General features: G+C 70.7%; 14 protein-coding genes and 1 pseudogene. 9 read left to right on the top strand and 6 right to left on the bottom strand.

What is annotated here, in order from left to right:
* Positions 1-220: 220 nt before the first annotated feature.
* From QE454_RS03300 to QE454_RS03270, 7 genes are all read left to right on the top strand, one after another.
* Positions 221-520, top strand: a complete 300-nt coding sequence (locus QE454_RS03300) for a GNAT family N-acetyltransferase (protein ID WP_307458172.1) — start codon at positions 221-223, stop codon at positions 518-520.
* Between the two features lie 91 nt (positions 521-611).
* Positions 612-821 carry a hypothetical protein gene (locus QE454_RS03295; protein ID WP_103205833.1) on the top strand — a complete coding sequence of 70 codons (210 nt, stop codon included), beginning with the start codon at positions 612-614 and terminating at the stop codon, positions 819-821.
* Position 822: 1 nt separating this feature from the next.
* A complete protein-coding gene (locus tag QE454_RS03290; RefSeq protein ID WP_307458176.1) occupies positions 823-1,140 on the top strand; it encodes a hypothetical protein in 318 nt (105 codons plus the stop codon).
* A 118-nt stretch (positions 1,141-1,258) separates the two neighbouring features.
* Positions 1,259-2,413 (top strand): exonuclease SbcCD subunit D, encoded by a 1,155-nt coding sequence (locus QE454_RS03285; RefSeq protein WP_210073063.1) that lies wholly within the window; start codon positions 1,259-1,261, stop codon positions 2,411-2,413.
* Entirely contained in the window at positions 2,410-5,502 is a 3,093-nt protein-coding gene (locus QE454_RS03280; RefSeq protein ID WP_307458190.1) for an SMC family ATPase, read from the top strand. The genes QE454_RS03285 and QE454_RS03280 overlap by 4 nt, the downstream gene beginning before the upstream one ends.
* A 104-nt stretch (positions 5,503-5,606) precedes the next feature.
* Entirely contained in the window at positions 5,607-5,789 is a 183-nt protein-coding gene (locus tag QE454_RS03275) for a hypothetical protein (protein ID WP_210073067.1), read from the top strand.
* An 81-nt stretch (positions 5,790-5,870) separates the two neighbouring features.
* Positions 5,871-7,370, top strand: coding sequence for an MFS transporter (locus QE454_RS03270; protein WP_267788077.1), 1,500 nt, complete (start codon positions 5,871-5,873; stop codon positions 7,368-7,370).
* Between the two features lie 24 nt (positions 7,371-7,394).
* On the opposite strand, the gene QE454_RS03265 is transcribed toward QE454_RS03270, so the two are convergent.
* From QE454_RS03265 to QE454_RS03250, 4 genes are all read right to left on the bottom strand, one after another.
* On the bottom strand, positions 7,395-7,952 hold the full coding sequence (locus QE454_RS03265; RefSeq protein ID WP_307458198.1) for a nucleosidase: 558 nt from the start codon (positions 7,950-7,952) through the stop codon (positions 7,395-7,397).
* Positions 7,953-8,109: 157 nt separating this feature from the next.
* A complete protein-coding gene (locus tag QE454_RS03260) occupies positions 8,110-9,054 on the bottom strand; it encodes an aldo/keto reductase (protein ID WP_307458203.1) in 945 nt (314 codons plus the stop codon).
* A gap of 76 nt (positions 9,055-9,130) precedes the next feature.
* Positions 9,131-9,274 (bottom strand): hypothetical protein, encoded by a 144-nt coding sequence (locus tag QE454_RS03255; RefSeq protein WP_210073073.1) that lies wholly within the window; start codon positions 9,272-9,274, stop codon positions 9,131-9,133.
* A complete protein-coding gene (locus tag QE454_RS03250; RefSeq protein ID WP_210073075.1) occupies positions 9,271-9,468 on the bottom strand; it encodes a hypothetical protein in 198 nt (65 codons plus the stop codon). The genes QE454_RS03255 and QE454_RS03250 overlap by 4 nt, the downstream gene beginning before the upstream one ends.
* Positions 9,469-9,568: 100 nt before the next feature.
* On the opposite strand from QE454_RS03250, the gene QE454_RS03245 reads away from it, so the two are divergent.
* The gene (locus tag QE454_RS03245; protein WP_210073078.1) at positions 9,569-10,066 is read left to right on the top strand and encodes a DUF427 domain-containing protein; all 498 of its coding nucleotides are present in this window, start codon (positions 9,569-9,571) and stop codon (positions 10,064-10,066) included.
* 45 nt (positions 10,067-10,111) lie between these two features.
* Here the strand turns inward: QE454_RS03245 and QE454_RS03240 are convergent, their stop codons facing one another.
* Positions 10,112-12,172, bottom strand: a complete 2,061-nt coding sequence (locus QE454_RS03240) for an NAD(+) synthase (RefSeq protein WP_307458207.1) — start codon at positions 12,170-12,172, stop codon at positions 10,112-10,114.
* A 108-nt stretch (positions 12,173-12,280) separates the two neighbouring features.
* Here QE454_RS03240 and QE454_RS03235 point away from each other — a divergent pair.
* Positions 12,281-15,831 (top strand): annotated as a pseudogene (locus QE454_RS03235) (TM0106 family RecB-like putative nuclease).
* Here the strand turns inward: QE454_RS03235 and upp are convergent.
* On the bottom strand, positions 15,816-16,448 hold the full coding sequence (upp, locus tag QE454_RS03230) for a uracil phosphoribosyltransferase (protein WP_210073086.1): 633 nt from the start codon (positions 16,446-16,448) through the stop codon (positions 15,816-15,818). The pseudogene QE454_RS03235 and the gene upp sit on opposite strands and share 16 nt — an antisense overlap.
* Between the last annotated feature and the right edge of the window lie 57 nt (positions 16,449-16,505).

The raw sequence follows: 16,505 nt of genomic DNA, 5'->3' as shown, positions 1-16,505 counted from the left end.
GCATCATCATGCCGGCAGTCCTGTTCGCCTCCCGGGCGGACAGAGAACGCGCGTTGAGAGTCATGGGGGGATTATGACGCAGGACGTCGGACTTCGTCAAATCGCACGAGGTGCTCGAGTATGGAGCATCCTGCTCAGATCGGATGGCTTCCAGAGGCCTCGGACCGTGCAATCTGCGCTAACGGAGCCAGCGGGTCGTCATCGGCGTAGCCTCTCGACCATGGCCGATCTGCTTTTCGCCGACGATAAGACCGCGTCCCGCTACACCCTGCACAACGGGGACGACCTCGTCTCCGTGCTCGACTACCGCGACGACGGACGCACCGTCGCTCTCACGCGCGCGTTCACCATCCCCACCTTCCGCGGCCACGGGTACGCGGCCGTGATCACGGAGCGGGCGGTCGATGCGATCGAGACGGCGGGCGACCGTGAGATCCTGCCCGTCTGCTGGTACGTGGGGGAGTGGTTCGAGTCGCACCCCGAGCGCGCGGGCCTGCTGCACCAGCGCCCCGCGGGCTGAATCCGGCGCCTACGCAGCCCGTGCGCGGTCGTCAACCCCTGCCCGGTCGGATGCCGGTGAGACGAAGCTGTATCCGGAGAAAGGGGAAGTCATGACAGACGACCGCGACCTACCCGAGGGCGTCATCGACGCCGACCCCGCCGGTGGCTGGGAGAGCGGCGCCGTCGCAGACGGCGAGACCGCAGAACAGAACGAGCACGCGAAGGGCTCGCCGCGACTGAACGACGCGGAGCCCTCGGACCCCATCGAGGGGGATGCCGCCAGCCAGGGCATCGACCCCGATCTGAGCACGGAGGACTGACATGTCGGATGACACCCAGGCGCCCCAGCCCAGCAGCGGCCCCGACGGCGGCGCCGACGCGGCGGACTCGGTGGGCGGCGCTGTCCACCAGGACCGCAAGCTCTCGCACCCCGACGAGCAGTCGGAACCGGCGATGGACATGCATGCGACCGACGACACCGCCCGTATCCAGGGCGTCGTCGTGCAGACGCGTGCCGACGTCGGAGACAAGAGCGAGGAGCGGATCGCCGACGTGCTGCGCCAGCGCTTCCTCGACATCGGTCTCGACCTGGGCGACGACCGTATCCGGGCCCTGGCCGCCGAGGTCGCCGGCTCCTGATCCAGCGGTAGCGCCTCGCCCCGGGAACACCCGGCGGTGAGGCGTTTTCGCGTCTGCGGGGAGAGTGGCCGGGCGTTTGCTGCGAGCCGATGTCGGAGGGGCGACGTACCGTGTCTGCATGCGGATCCTGCACACCTCCGACTGGCACATCGGGCGCTCCTTCCACGGGCACTCGACGCTCGACGCACTGGGCAGCGTCCTCGAAGCCCTCGTCACGCAGGTCCGCGAGCACGCGGTCGACGTGGTGATCGTCGCGGGCGATGTCTTCGACTCCGCCGCCCCCTCCGCGGCCTGCTACCCGGTCCTCTCGTCCACCTTGGCGGCGCTCGCCGATGCCGGCGCACGGGTCGTCGTCACGAGCGGCAACCACGATTCCGCCGCCCGCCTCGGTTTCCAGTCCGCTCTCCTTCGGAAGGAGATCACGGTCGTCACCGATCCCCGTTCCGTCGGCACCCCGGTGACCGTCGACGACGAGCACGGTCCCGTGCACATCTACGGCATCCCGTACCTCGAGCCCGCCATCGTGCGCCACCTCTGGGACGGCGTCGAGCTACGCAGCCAGGCGCAGACGATGCAGCACGCACTCGACCTCGTCCGCGCCGACCTCGGCGAACGCGGCGGGCGTTCGGTGGTCGCGGCGCACTGCTTCGCCGCGGGGGTCGATGCCACCCCGGGAGTCGAACGAGAGATCCGACAGGGCGGCCTCGACGTCGTCCCGCTCCCCGCGTTCGACGGGCCCGACTACGTCGCCCTCGGCCACATCCACGGTCGTCAGCAGTTGTCCGATCGCGTCCGTTACGCTGGTGCCCCGGTGCACTACAGCTTCGGCGAGGCAGGAAAACCCCGTGGTTCGTGGCTCGTCGACCTCGACGCCGAGGGGCTGGCCGACGTGACCTGGCTCGATCTGCCGGTGCCCCGTCCGCTCGTGACGCTTCGCGCCCGCCTCGACGAGCTGCTCACCGACGAGCGCTTCGCCGGCCACGACGAGCACTGGGTGCGCGCCGAGTACACCGATTCCACGCCTCAGCCCGATCCGATGCGGCGACTGCAGTCGCGCTTCCCGTGGTGCGCGACGGTGGTCCATCTGCCCGCCGAGACGCAAGCCGACGACGGCGTCGGGTACGCGCGACGTGTGCGCGCCGCACGCGACGACGCGGAGATCGTCGAGACGTTCCTCGCTCACGTCCGTGAAGGAGAGGGGGCGTCCGAAGCCGAACGTGCGCTCATCCGCGACGTGCTCGACGCGCGGTCCGTCGCGGAGGCGAACGCGTGAAGCTCCACAGCCTCGTCCTCGAAGGGTTCGGTCCGTTCCTCGAGGCGCAGACGGTCGACTTCGACGCGTTCACGCCAGACGGCATCTTCCTCATCACGGGGCGCACGGGCGCCGGCAAATCGAGCGTGCTCGACGGTGTCTGCTACGCCCTCTACGGAGGCGTGCCGCGATACGACGGCGCCGACCGCCGGTTGCGCAGCGACCATTGCGAACCCGACGACCCCACGCGCGTCACGCTCGAGTTCAGCGCGGAGGGGGAGCGGTGGCGCATCACCCGCTCGCCCGAGTTCGAACGTCCGAAACGGCGCGGTGGGGGGACGACGAAAGAACCGCACCGCGCCCTCCTCGAGATCCTCGCCCCCGAGGGCTGGACCGGAGTGGCCGCACGGCCCGTCGACGTCGCCGCGCGCCTCGACGAGATCCTGGGCCTGACCCAGCAGCAGTTCCTGCAGGTCATCCTGCTGGCGCAGAACCGGTTCGCCCGATTCCTGCTCGCCAAGAACGACGAGCGCCTGAGCCTGCTGCGAACGCTCTTCGGTACGCGCTCCTTCGAGCAGTACGCGGCGGACCTCGAAGAGCGTCGCAAGAGCGCGGCGCAACGTCTCGCTGCCGAGGGCGTCGAGGTGGCGACGCTCCTTGACGAGGCGGAGCGTCTTGCCGGCGAACTCGAGCCCGAAGACGACCTCGGCGCCGCCGAGATCGTCGAGACCCCGGCAGGTGCACCCGTCAGCGTGAGCGAACGGCTCGCCCGCGTCGTTCGAGCCGTGGAACGCGCCGACTATCGCGTCGAGACCGCCGCGCGAGAGCGCGACGACAGCGATGCGCGACTCGATCGAGCCTTGGCCGCTCAGCGGGAAGCGGCCACGCTCCACGAACGCCAGCAGGACCGATCGCGACTGCGGGACCGTCTGGCGGTTCTCGAGGCGGACGAGCCGCGCATCACCGCTGCGCGCGAGGAGTCGCGCTGCGCGGCCGAAGCCGAGACGATGCGGGCCGCGATCGATGCGGCCGAGATCGCACGGAAGGCGCTCGCCTCCGCCGTGGACGCCGCCGACACGGCGAAAGAGAAGGCGGGTCGGCTCGCGGAACCGCGCAGCGCGGACGCCGCCGTCGAACCCTCGACGGACACGACGGCAGGCCCCGTCCCTTCCGGCGGAGCCGCCCTCGATCGGGCCGTACTCGTCGCCCGCGACGACGAGCTCACCGCGCTGCTCGCGCGGGGACAGTCCGCTCTGAGCGCCGAAGCCGAACTCGGCGTCCTCGAGGCGGAGGTCGATCGGCTCACGACCCTGGTCGCCCGGACCGCCGCCGATCACGATGCCCTCGTCGAGGGCCGAGCGGAGGTTCCCGAGACCCTGCGTGCTCTCGACGAGCGCCTCGAGCAGCTCGCCGGCGCCGAGACCCGCAAGACCACCGCGACGAGCGCGCGTGACGACCTGGTTCGCCGCGTGCAGGCCGCGCGCCGTGCGGCGCAGCTGCAAGACGAACGCGATCAGGCCGATCTCGCATCTCTGGTGCGCGCCGACGAGGTACAGCGCGCCGTCGACTCGTGGACCAGCCTCCTGCGTCGCCGACTCCAAGGCGCGGCCGTCGAGCTGGCCCATGACCTCGTCGACGGAGAGCCGTGCGCCGTGTGCGGTGCACGGGAACATCCCGCTCCCGCTCGCGGCGACGAAGAGCCCGTGACCGATGACGAGATCACCGCCGCAGAGGACCGCAAGAACGCGGCGGTCGAGCAGGACCGACTCGCCTCCGACGCGGCTCGCGTCGCGCGTGACGCTCACGCTCTCGCCGCAGCCCTCGCGGGCGGAGAAAGCGTCGAAGCCCTCGAGGAGAGGTTCGCTCAGACCGATGAGGCGCTCGCGGCGGCCTCGGCCGAGGTCGCCGAGCGCGAGAGCCTCCAGGCGGAACGGGTGCGCGTGGCCGACCTCGATGCGGCGGTCGCCTCGCGTATCGACGCTCTCGCGAGCAGGCTCGCGAGCACGCAACAGGATCTCGCTCTGGCCGAGCAGAGGGTGACGGGTCTTCGTAGCGAGGTGGCCGCCGCGCGGGGAGACTTCGACAGCGTGACCGCGCGCCAGCGCGACCTGCGTTCCCGGCGAGATGCGGTGCGCGAATTGGTCGCGGCAAGAGACGCGGTCGACGCGGCGACCGCACACGAGCTCGAGGCGGCGGACGCCGTCGCGTCGCGGGTGGGCGAGAGCTCCTTCGCCGACGTCGACGCCGTGATCCGGGCGCTCCGGCCGGCAGCCGATCGCCGTCGCCTCGACACCGCCATCGCCGAACACGATGCGGCGAGTGCCTCGATTCGCCAGCGGCTGCTCGAGCTCGAGCTCCTTCTGGTCGATGCCCCCGATGAGCCCGTCGACCCCGCTCCGTACGCCGAGGCCGTCGCCCGGGCCCGTGAGGTCGTCCAGCGCACCACCGCTGCGCACGCGTCCGCTCGAGCTCTTGCGGAGCGGCTGAGAGGGCTCGCCCAGCGCGCCGACGACGCGCACGCGGCTGTGGCGGCGCTTTCCGACGAGCACGCCGTGATCGCTCGACTTGCCGATACCGTCGCCGGGCGTGCGCCGAACACACGTCGCATGACCCTCGAGACCTTCGTGCTCGCCGCCGAGCTCGAAGAGATCGTCGCCGCTGCGAATCTCCGCCTCGATCACATGTCATCCGGTCGGTACCGTCTGCAGCACAGCGACGCGCTGGCAGCCCGCGGTGCGGCGAGCGGGCTGGGACTCGAGGTGGTCGACGCATTCACGGGCCAGAGCCGACCCCCGCAATCGCTGTCGGGCGGCGAGACGTTCCTCACCTCCTTGGCCCTGGCCCTCGGCCTCGCCGAGGTCGTGACGGCGCGAGCGGGCGGCATCCGACTCGACACGCTCTTCATCGACGAAGGCTTCGGCTCGCTCGACGACGACACTCTCGATCTCGCCATGCGCACCCTCGACGAGTTGCGGCAGGGCGGCAGGACCGTCGGGGTGATCAGCCATGTTGCGGCGATGAAAGACCAGCTCCCCGCGCAGCTCCACGTCGCGGCCACGCCGCGTGGGCCGAGCGTGATCCGGCAGGACGCCCCGGCGCTGATCGGCTGACGCCGAGATCGGGACTCGAACCCGCGTCCGCTCGGATGGTGCGGGATCGCGGGGCGCGGCGCCCCGCCGGGCGGTTCAACAGGCTCCCGCTCTAGGCTGGGCTCATGCGCAAGAGCACCCTGTGGACCATCCTCGGCGTCGTCGTCGCCGTGATCATCGCGTGGGTGCTCGTGAACATCCTGTTCTCGCTCATCGCGTTCGTCTTCCGCTTGATCGCCGTCGCGGTCGTCGCATTTATCGTGTTCCTCGTGCTGCGGGCGGTCTTCGCCCGCAGAGACGTCGACTGACGCGTTCGGTCGCGGGAGCCGCGGCGCCCCGCGGCGCAAGCCCGGAGGCGGTGTCCGAGACCCGGAGTACCGTCGGCAGCGATGACTCCTCCCTCCACGTCCACGGATTCCGCCCATCCCCCCACACGTGACATCGTGCTGTCGCAGAAGCACCGGTGGCGTGCCTACTGGGTGGCGGTCGCTGTCGCCGCGCTCACGATCCTCGACCTCACGAAGGTCAACGTCGCGCTCCCGTCCATCGAAGCGGCGCTGAACGCCGGACCCACCGAGCTGCAGCTCGTGGTGTCGGGCTACATCCTCACCTTCGGTCTGGTGCTGGTCCCGGCCGGGCGCCTGGGAGACCTCCGGTCGCGGCGCATGCTCTTCCTCGTCGGCCTCTCGCTGTTCCTTGTCACGAGCCTCGCGTGCGCCCTCGCGCCGAACACGACCGTGCTCCTCGTCGCCCGCTTGCTGCAGGGCGTTGCGGCCGGCATCCAGATGCCTCAGGTTCTCGGTCTCGTGCAGCAGCTGTTCCAGGGCAAGGAGCGCGGCCGCGCCTTCGGCCTGTTCGGTGCGACGATCGGCATCGCGACGGCCTTCGGCCCCACCCTGGGCGGTCTGCTCATCGCCCTGGGCGGCGACACCGACGGCTGGCGGCTCATCTTCTGGATCAACGTCCCGCTCGTGGCGATCGTCATCGCGCTGGCGGCGTGGCTGCTGCCCGACACCCGAACCAGGTCCCACCGCAAGCTCGATCTCGATCCGGTCGGCGTCGTGCTCTTCGCGTTGACGATCCTGTCGTTGATGTGGCCGTTCCTGTTCACCACCGGGAGCCCGGACGACAACCCGCACCGCTGGTGGTTCCTGGTGGCGTCCGTGATCTTCGCCGCGGGGTTCGTGTTCTGGGAACGTCGATACGGGGAGCGGGGACGGATGCCGCTCATACCCTTCGCGATCTTCTCGCTCTCGTCGTACCGCAACGGTGTGCTCATCTCGACCGCCTACTTCTCCGCGATCCCCGCCATGTTCCTCTTGGGAACGCTCTTCCTCCAGGGAGGTCTGGGCCTGGAGCCCGTGTTCGCCGGTATGGTCACGATCGGTTTCGCCGTGGCATCCGCGTGGAGTTCGTGGATCGGCGGCAACCTCGTCACTCGCCTGGGGCGTCCGCTCGTGGTCTGGGGAATCGTGGGCATGGTGGCCACGGCGGGCGGGCTCGTGCTCGTCGCGCTCTTCACGCCGCCCGGATGGACACCCTGGGCGATGGCGGCGGTGATGACCTTCGGTGGCTTCGCCGGCGGTCTCGTCATCTCGCCCAACCAGACGCTCACCCTCGCCGACATCCCGGTCAAGAGCGGCGGCGTCGCGGGATCCGTGGGTCAACTGGGCCAGCGCATCGGCACGGCCGTCGGCACGGCGATCGCGCTCGCCCTGTTCTACGCGACGGTCTACCGCGAGCAGGGCAGCGTCGATGACGCGGCGGTGCTGTACCACGACGCCTACGCGTCGGGGATGATCACGGTGGGCATCTTCCTCGCGCTCGCGCTCGTCGTCGGCGTCACCGATCTCGCGGGGCGGGCGCGGTCGGGGTCGCAGACGCCCTAGGCGCGTGCGATCCCCGGGGCGGAATCAGACGCCGTAGCGGGCGCGGACCTCCGCGCGCAGCTCGTGACTGCACCGCTCCACGACGTCGTCCCAGAGCTCGGTGGCGCCGTCCTGCGCGCGATCCGACACGGCGCGCAGGATGCGGATGGGCACGCCGAACTGGCGGGCGACCCAGATGAGCGCGTACGACTCCATGTCGACCAGGCGGGCACCGAGACCGCGAATGAGGCGCACGGCCTCCGCATCGTCGACGAAGTGGTCGCCGGTCGCGATGACGACGCCCTCGGACCCGGTCTCGACACGGGAGGGCAGCGACACATGCTCACCGAAGGTGCCGTCCAGGCCCTTCACGTCGTGCTGGATCGCAGCCGCGATGTCGTAGATGCCGCCCTCGACGTCGTCATCGATCGCTCCCGCCGTGCCGACGACGACGATCTCGTCGTAGTCGCCCTCGCAGAGCGCACGCGTCAGCGCGTAGGCCGCGGGAATCTTGCCCACCCCGGTGAGCAGACGATCGAAACCGGGGATCTCCGCCTCGAAGGCGGTGAGTTCGGACGCATGGGCGGCGACGAGGAGCTTCACGTCCTCATTCTCGCCCACGGCGGGTGTCGACGCAGCGAGTCCCACCGCGAGGAACGCCCGCCGTAGGGGGGGACACGCTGTGCGCGGATCCCGGTACGGCGGGCGTTCCTCGGCCGAGGGGCGAAGGCGTGGGCTGTGCCCGCGCATCCCGCCCTGCTCAGTCCTGGGCGGGCTCGGACACGGCCGAGAGGTGCGCGATCTCGTCGGCCGTCAGCTCGAGAGAGGCGCTGGCGAGGAGGTCGGCGACCTGCTCCACCTTCGAGGCGCTCGCGATGGGAGCGGCGACGCTCGGCTGGGCCCGCAGCCAGGCCAGGGCGGTGGTGGCGATGGAGGCGCCGTGCGCATCGCCGACCTCTTCGAGCGCGTCGATCAGCGCGAGTCCGGCCGGAGTGGCCAGCTTCGCGGCGCCTTCCGCGCGGGGCGAGGCGCCGGTGGCATCCGACGAACGGTACTTGCCGGTGAGGAATCCGCTCGCGAGCGCGTAGTACGGAACGAGCGACATGCCGTACCGCTCGGCCACGGGCACGATCTCGCTCTCGACATCGGTGCGGTGCACGAGGTTGTAGTGCGGCTGGACGGCGACCGGGAGATCTGCTCCGGAGGCCTCGGCGAGCGAGATCCACTCGCCGATGCGCGCCGCGGTGTAGTTCGACACCGCCACGTAGCGCACGAGCCCGTCGCTGACGAGGTCGGCGAAGCCGGCGACGGTCTCTTCGAGGGGCGTCTCGGCGTCGTCGAAGTGGGCGTAGTAGAGGTCGATGGTGTCGACGCCGAGGCGCTTCAGCGAGGCTTCCGCCGCAGCGCGGATGTTCTTCGCGCCCAGTCCGCGAAACTCGGGGTGCTGGCTGACCTTGGTGGCCACCACGACGTTCTCGGGCTTGCGAGAGGCCAGCCACTCGCCGATGAGGGTCTCACTCTCGCCGCCCGAGTTGCCGGGCACCCAGGCGCTGTAGGCGTCGGCGGTGTCGATGAAATCTCCACCCCCGGCGTGGAAGGAGTCGAGCACCGCGAACGAGGTGTCTCGGTCGGCGGTCCAGCCGAAGACGTTGCCGCCCAGTGAGAGGGGGAGGATGTCGAGGTCGCTGCGTCCGATACGCGTCATGATGCCCTTCCTGTCGAAATCGGTGACAGTCAAAGTCAACGATCGTCGTCGGAGGGCATTCCCACGACGCGCGGGTTCAGCTGCCTCCGGAAAGGATGCCGATCAGCCCGCTGACGAGGAGCCACAGGCCGATGCCGGCGCCGGCGATCCAGATGACGACGGTGCCCGCGGGGTACTTCTTCTTCCCGTCGGGGCCGCCCGGGGTCTCGGGAGCGCTCACGAGCGCACCATCGTGATGATCGAGACGATGAGCACGGCGAGACCTCCGATGACGGCGATGGCGGCGATGACGGGCCCTCCGCCGGCGAGGTAGGCGGCGACGCCCAAGGCGAGGAAGAGCACGGCCAGTACGATGCCGACGATCTGATAGACGCGATAGCGCCGTCCGACCGGCGTCGTCCTGTGTTCGCTCACTGTTCCCCCTCGACGTCCAGGCTACCGAAAACCTGTGCGCTTCCTGAGCCGGTATCCGGGGAATCGCCCGAGTGTCCAGATCGCGGCGTAGCGTGGGCGCATGCCGCGCCCCGTACCCGACCCCGTCCGCCCCGGTCAGGAATCCGTGTGGGGCTACCCTCGGCCCCCGCGGGTGGAGCGCGTCCGCAAGCGCGTGCAGATCGACTTCGGCGGCGTGCGCATCGCCGACACCGACGACGTCGTCCGGGTGCTCGAGACCAGTCATCCGCCCGTGTACTACGTGCCGATCGCCGCGTTCGGCGATGCCCTCACCCTCGGAGAAGGCGCCTCGTTCTGCGAGTTCAAAGGCGGCGCCCGGTACTTCGACGTGCACGGGGGAGGGGGAGCGGTTGCACCGCGCGCCGCCTGGAACTACCCGCACCCCATGCCGGGGTACGAGCTGCTCGAGGACCGCGTGGCCGTCTACGCGGGCCCCATGGACCGCGTCGTCCTCGGTGGCGAGACGGTGCAACCGCAGCCCGGCGGGTTCTACGGCGGTTGGGTCACGAGCGACCTCGCGGGGCCGTTCAAGGGCGTCCCCGGTTCGATGGGCTGGTAGCCCGCGTCGCCAGGGCCGGGGCGTGCCCCGAGTGGATGCCGTGGCTCAGTCGCCGCGGAAGGCCTGCGGCACCACCGCGTGCAGGTCGGCGAGCCACGCGCGAGCGTTGCCGTCGGAGGGGGCGCGCCAGTCGCCGCGCGGAGAGAGCGAACCGGCGGGCGACACCTTCGGCCCGTTCGGGATCGCGGTGCGCTTGAACTGCGCGAACCCGAAGAAGCGCTTCAGGAACACCTCGAGCCATCTCGCCACGGTGACGAGGTCGTACGCCGGGCGTTCTTCCTCGGGGTAGCCGGGCGGCCAGGCGCCGGCATCCGGATCATTCCAGGCGTGCGCCGCGAGGAAGGCGATCTTCGACGGCCGGAACCCGAAGCGCAGGACGTGGTACAGCGTGAAATCGTGCAGGTTGTAGGGGCCGATGCGGTCCTCGGTGGACTGCATGCGGCCGTCCTGCCCCGCGGGCACCAGCTCGGGACTGATCTCGGTGTCGAGCACGGCCTGCAGCACCTGGACGGTGTCGTCGCTGAGCTCTCCCGAGGAGATCACCCAGCGGATGAGGTGCTGGATGAGGGTCTTCGGCACCCCGGGGTTCACCGAGTAGTGGCTCATCTGATCGCCCACGCCGTAGGTGGACCACCCGAGCGCGATCTCGGACAGGTCGCCGGTGCCGACGACGATCCCGTCGTTCTGGTTCGCGAGACGGAAGAGGTAGTCGGTGCGCAGCCCCGCCTGCACGTTCTCGAAGGTGACGTCGTGCACGGGTCGTCCCGCGGCGAAGGGGTGTCCCATGCGCGAGAGCATCTCGGTCGCCGCGGGGCGGATGTCGATCTCTTCGATCGAGGCGCCGACGGCCTCCGCCAGGGCGATCGCGTTGCGCTTGGTCTTCTCGCTCGTCGCGAAGCCGGGGAGCGTGTAGGTGAGGATGTCGCTACGCGGACGCCCCATCCGGTCCATGGCGCGCGCGATGACGAGAAGGGCGTGCGTGGAGTCGAGTCCGCCGCTCACCCCGAGCACCGGCCGCGGGTTGCCGATGGCCTGCAGGCGCTGGACGAGCCCCGACACCTGGATGTTGAAGGCCTCGTAGCAGTCCTGCGCGAGGCGAGCGGGGTCGTCGGGGACGAACGGGAAGCGGTCGACGGCACGGCGCAGACCGAGATCGGTCGCCGGTGGAGCGAGCTCGAACGGCACCGTGCGGAATGCGGGGGCCGTGGTGCGGCGGTTGTCGTCGAACGTGCCCTGGCGCAGGCGATCCTGACGGAGCCGGTCGAGATCGACGTCGGCGACGCTGCGCCGCGGCCCGTCGGGGAAGCGCTCGGTCGTGTCGAGCAGCTGGCCGCTCTCGTAGATCATGGTCTGGCCGTCCCAAGAGACGTCGTTGGTCGACTCGCCCTGGCCCGCGGCCGCGTAGGCGTAGACGGCGAGGCACCGCATCGACTGCGATTGCGAGAGCAGGTTGCGATCGTCGGCGCGCCCGATCGTGATGGGGCTGCCCGAGAGGTTCGCGAGCACCGTGGCCCCGGCCAGTGCCGCCCCCGATGACGGCGGGATCGGAACCCAGACGTCTTCGCACACCTCGGCGTGCAGGGTCAGACCGGGCACGTCGACCGCATCGAACAGAAGGTCGGGCCCGAACGGCACCGTCTGGCCCGCGACGCGGATGTGCTGCCCCGCCTGGTCGTCGCCGCGGGCGTACCAGCGGTGCTCGTAGAACTCGCGGTACGTGGGCAGGTACGCCTTCGGGGCGACGCCGAGCACCCGGCCCCGGTGGATCACGACCGCGCAATTGAACAGGCGGTTGCCCTGGCGCAGCGGCGCGCCGACCAGCAGCACCGGAAGGAGGTCTGCGGATGCCAGGACCAGGCGCTCGAGGGCGGTCTCGACGGCGTCGAGCAGGGGATCCTGCATGACGAGGTCGTCGATCGCATAGCCGGTCAGGCACAGCTCGGGGAAGACCGCGACGGCGACCCCCTCGGCGTCGCAGGCGCGCGCCGATTGGAGCACGGCGTCGGCGTTCGTGGCGGGGTCGGCGACCGCGACGGGGATCGTGCACGCGGCGACGCGCGCGAACCCGTGCCGGTACACGTTCTCGAACGGCAGATCGGTGATCACCCCCTCAGTCTGTCAGCACCCTCCGACAGTGGGCAGTCCGGTTGCGAGAGCGACCTCCCCGTGGACGGGCGGCGGCCGATGTCGGCGGCCCCGGTTAGCGTGAACACCATGCGGTACATCGAGCAAGACGGGCGGATCGTCTGGAGCGCCAGCGACCTCAAGGCGGCGGCCGAGTGCGAGTTCGCGTGGCTGCGCGCGATCGACGCCAAGATCGGACGCACCGCCCCCGTCGACGACCCCGAAGACGCCACCCTCGAGCGCGCGGCGAGGCTGGGTACGGCACACGAGCTGCGCATGCTCGACGACGACCGCGCCCGCTTCGGCTCGGCGGTGCGCGAGATCCCCGCGGCGCGCTCATCCGACGCCGAGGCGCTCGCCGAAGCCGTGCGCCTGACCGACGAGGCCCTCGCCGACCCGTCCGTCGAGGTGGTCTATCAGGCCGCGTTCGCCACCGAGGAATTCGTCGGGTTCGCCGACTTCCTCGTGCGCGAGCCCGAGGCGTCGTCCGATGGAACACGCCGATGGATCGTGCAAGACACCAAGCTGGCGCGCCGCGCGCGCGTGACGGCGCTCATGCAGCTCGCCGCCTATGTCGATCAGCTCGATCGTCTCGGCGTGCCGCGCTCCGACGAGGTGCAGTTGCTGCTCGGCGACGGGTCGACGAGCACGCATCGCGTCGACGATCTGCTCCCGGTCTTCGGCCTCCGCCGCGAGCGCCTGCGCGCCCTGATCGCCGACCGCCGTGTCGATCTCGGTACCGCCGGACCCGTGATCGCCTGGGGCGACCCGCGCGGCGATCTCGGGGTCATCGCGTGCGGCCGATGCGCCACGTGCGAGCTCGAGGTCGTCGCCCACCGCGACCTTCTGCTCGTCGCGGGCATGCGGCCCGTCCAGCGCGACCGGTTGCGGGCGGCCGGCATCGAGACGATCGATCAGTTGGCGGTCGCGCCCGCGCCGCCCGCGGCCATGAGCGTTGACACCTTCGTCTCGTTGCGCACGCAGGCGCGCCTGCAGCTCGAGAGCCCGGCCGGTATCCCGAGCGCCGACCAGCCCGCCCACGCGGTGCCCACGTTCGAGATCGTCGCGCCCAAGTCGCTGGGCGTGCTCCCGCGGCCCGACCACGGCGACCTCTTCTTCGATTTCGAGGGCGACCCGCTGTATACCGAGGGCGTCGGCGAGCACTGGGGCATCGATTACCTCTTCGGGTGGGTCGACACCCGCGAGGTCTACGGAGCGCTCTGGGCGCACACCTTCGACGAAGAGCGAGCCGCCCTCGAGCGTTTCCTCGACATGGTGGCGCTCCGACGCCAGCGGCACCCGGGCATGCACATCTACCACTACGCCCCCTACGAGCCGACACACCTGCTCACGATGGCCGCCCGCTACGGCGTCCGCGAGGCCGACGTGGATCGGCTCCTGCGCGACGGCGTCTTCGTCGACCTCTACCCGGTCGTGCGTCGAGCGCTGCGGGTGGGGTCGCGCTCGTACTCGATCAAGAAGCTCGAGCCCCTGTACATGGGCGACGACGTGCGCACGAGCGACGTGCAGCGCGGCGACGACTCGATCGTGAAGTACGTCGAGGCCCGCGCGCTCGCTGCCGACGGCGATGCGGTCGCGGCGCAGCGCGTGCTCGACGACCTGGCCGACTACAACCGCTACGACTGCGTCTCGACGCGGCGCCTGCGCGACTGGCTCGTCGATCGCGCGCGCGAGTCGGGCGCCGTCCCCGCGCGCGGAGCCGAGCCCGACGAGCAGGCCTACGAGCCGTCGCCCCGCGCGACGGCCCTGCAGCGCTGGGCGGGCGATGCGGCAGAACCCGACGCGACCGCGCTCCGTCTCGCCGCGGCCGCGATCGACTACTACCCGCGCGAAGAGAAGACCTACTGGGCCACGCACTTCCTGCGTCTGCGCGAGCCGCTCTCGGTTTGGGAAGAGACCCGTGACGTCGTCGTGGTCGACGCGGCACGCTCGCGCGTCGTCGCCGATTGGCACTTCCCCGAGTCGGGCCGCGGATCGGAGCGCCGTCTCGTCGAGCTCCGCGGCGAGGTCGCACCCGGCACGCGCGTGAGCGTGGACGGCGAGCCCTTCGCGGTCTACGACCTTCCCGCGCCCTTCCCGCTCGAGACGCGCCCCCGATGGATCCACGGTGCGCGCCGAGTGACGGTGCGCGAAGTGCTCGACGACGGAGCGATCGTCGAAGAGACCGCCGTCGACGGCGCGACCTGGCGCGACCTGCCGCTCGCACTCACCCCGCCCGCACCCCCGCGCGCCGGGAATCAGCAGAAAGCGATCGACGCGTGGGCCGACGGAGTCCTCGCCGCCGCCCCCGGGATCCCCGACGGCGCGGCCGCCGACATCCTGCGTCGCGTCCCGCCGCGCACGCTGTCGGGGTCTCTCTCCCCGGTCACGAGCGTCGACGGTGTGACCGGTGACGACGAGGTCACCGCCATCGCGCGCAGCGTCGCCGACCTCGACCACAGCTATCTCGCCCCGTTCAAGGCCCTCCCGGCACGGGCAAGACCTACGTGGGCTCGCACATCATCGCGCGCCTCGTCGCCGAGCGCGGCTACCGCATCGGGGTCGTGGCGCAATCCCACGCGACCATCGAGCACATGCTCGATCAGGTCATCGCGGCCGGGGTGCCGGCATCCCGGGTCGGGAAGGCGCCGAAAGATCCGAGCGCCCCGCACGCTTTCACGGTGCTGCCCAAGAACGGCGTGGCGTCGTTCACCGCCGAGAACGCCTCCACCGGCTTCGTCGTCGGGGGAACCGCCTGGGATTTCAGCCACGAGGCTCGTATCCCGCGCGGGAGCCTCGACCTGCTCGTGATCGACGAGGCCGGGCAGTTCTCGCTCGCCTCCACCATCGCGGTGTCGCTCGCGGCGCAGCGTCTCCTGCTGCTGGGCGACCCGCAGCAGCTGCCGCAGGTCAGCCAGGGCACGCACCCCGAACCCGTCGACACCTCGGCCCTGGGGTGGATCATCGACGGTGCCGAGGTGGTGCCGGACGAGTTCGGCTACTTCCTCGCGCGCACGCGCCGTATGCACCCCGCCGTCGCCGAGCCGGTCTCACGGCTGTCGTACGAGGGGCGTCTCGCCGCGCACCCCTCCACCGCTCTGCGCCGTCTCGACGGCGTCGACCCCGGCGTCCACCCTCGCCCCGTGCGGCACCGCGGCAACTCGACGTTCTCGAACGAAGAGGCCGCTGAGGTCGCGCGCCTGGTGTCCGAACTCGTGGGGCGCGAGTGGACGGGCGCCGAGGGGGGAGCGGGGGACTCCGCCGTCGTGCACGCTCCCCGCTCGCTGCGGGCCGACGACATCATCGTCATCACCCCCTACAACGCGCAACAGGTCGCCGTCGAAGAGGCCCTGGCCGCCGCGGGATTCGCCGACGTCCCGGTCGGGACGGTCGACCGTTTCCAGGGCAAAGAAGCGGTCGTCGCGATCCTGACCCTCGCCGCGTCGTCGGGTCGGGAGGCTCCGCGCGGCTTGGAGTTCCTGCTGCTGCGCAATCGCATCAACGTCGCGATCTCGCGCGCGATGCAGGCCGCCTATGTGGTGTACTCGCCCGCTCTGCTCGACGATCTCCCGCGGACCCCCGAAGGGGTCGCGCGGCTCAGCGGGTTCGCTCGATTGGTGGGCGCTCAGGCCGTGCCGTAGAGGCGGTCGCCGGCGTCACCGAGACCGGGCACGATGTAGCCCTTCTCGTTGAGGCGCTCGTCGACGGCGCCGAGCACGAGAGTGACGTCGTGGCCCTCGACCTGCTTCTCGATCGCCGCGACGCCCTCGGGCGCGCCCAGCAGGCAGATCGCGGTGACGTCCTGCGCGCCACGCGCGAACAGGAACTTGATGGCCGCGCCGAGCGAGCCGCCGGTGGCGAGCATCGGGTCGAGCACGAAGCACTGGCGGTCGCTGAGGTCGTCGGGCAGGCGCTCGGCGTAGGTCGTCGGCTCGAAGGTCTCTTCGTCGCGGACCATGCCGAGGAATCCGACCTCGGCGGTGGGCAGGAGCTTCACCATGCCCTCGAGCATGCCGAGGCCGGCGCGCAGGATGGGCACCACGATCGGCCGGGGCTCACTGATTCTCACACCCATCGTCGTGGTGACCGGGGTCTGGATCTCGATCGGGTCGACGCGCACGTTGCGGGTCGCCTCATACGCGAGGAGCGTCACGAGTTCCTCGGTGAGCTGGCGGAACACCGGCGACGACGTCTGCACGTCACGCAGCACCGTGAGCTTGTGGGTGATGAGCGGGTGGTCGGCGACGTGGACACGCATAGGCTCAAGGCTAACCGTTTCCCCCGCGCCCCACCGCCGTCGATTCTCGGAGCTCCC

The organism is Microbacterium sp. SORGH_AS_0454 (assembly GCF_031453395.1).
Lineage (GTDB): Bacteria > Actinomycetota > Actinomycetes > Actinomycetales > Microbacteriaceae > Microbacterium.
This window is presented reverse-complemented; position numbering and strand designations above follow the sequence as displayed.

Coding starts and splice junctions, on each gene's coding strand:
- QE454_RS03300 (WP_307458172.1), top strand. CDS start 221: ATGGCCGATCTGCTTTTCGCCGACGATAAGACCGCGTCCCGCTACACC.
- QE454_RS03295 (WP_103205833.1), top strand. CDS start 612: ATGACAGACGACCGCGACCTACCCGAGGGCGTCATCGACGCCGACCCC.
- QE454_RS03290 (WP_307458176.1), top strand. CDS start 823: ATGTCGGATGACACCCAGGCGCCCCAGCCCAGCAGCGGCCCCGACGGC.
- QE454_RS03285 (WP_210073063.1), top strand. CDS start 1,259: ATGCGGATCCTGCACACCTCCGACTGGCACATCGGGCGCTCCTTCCAC.
- QE454_RS03275 (WP_210073067.1), top strand. CDS start 5,607: ATGCGCAAGAGCACCCTGTGGACCATCCTCGGCGTCGTCGTCGCCGTG.
- QE454_RS03270 (WP_267788077.1), top strand. CDS start 5,871: ATGACTCCTCCCTCCACGTCCACGGATTCCGCCCATCCCCCCACACGT.
- QE454_RS03260 (WP_307458203.1), bottom strand. CDS start 9,054: ATGACGCGTATCGGACGCAGCGACCTCGACATCCTCCCCCTCTCACTG.
- QE454_RS03245 (WP_210073078.1), top strand. CDS start 9,569: ATGCCGCGCCCCGTACCCGACCCCGTCCGCCCCGGTCAGGAATCCGTG.
- upp (WP_210073086.1), bottom strand. CDS start 16,448: ATGCGTGTCCACGTCGCCGACCACCCGCTCATCACCCACAAGCTCACG.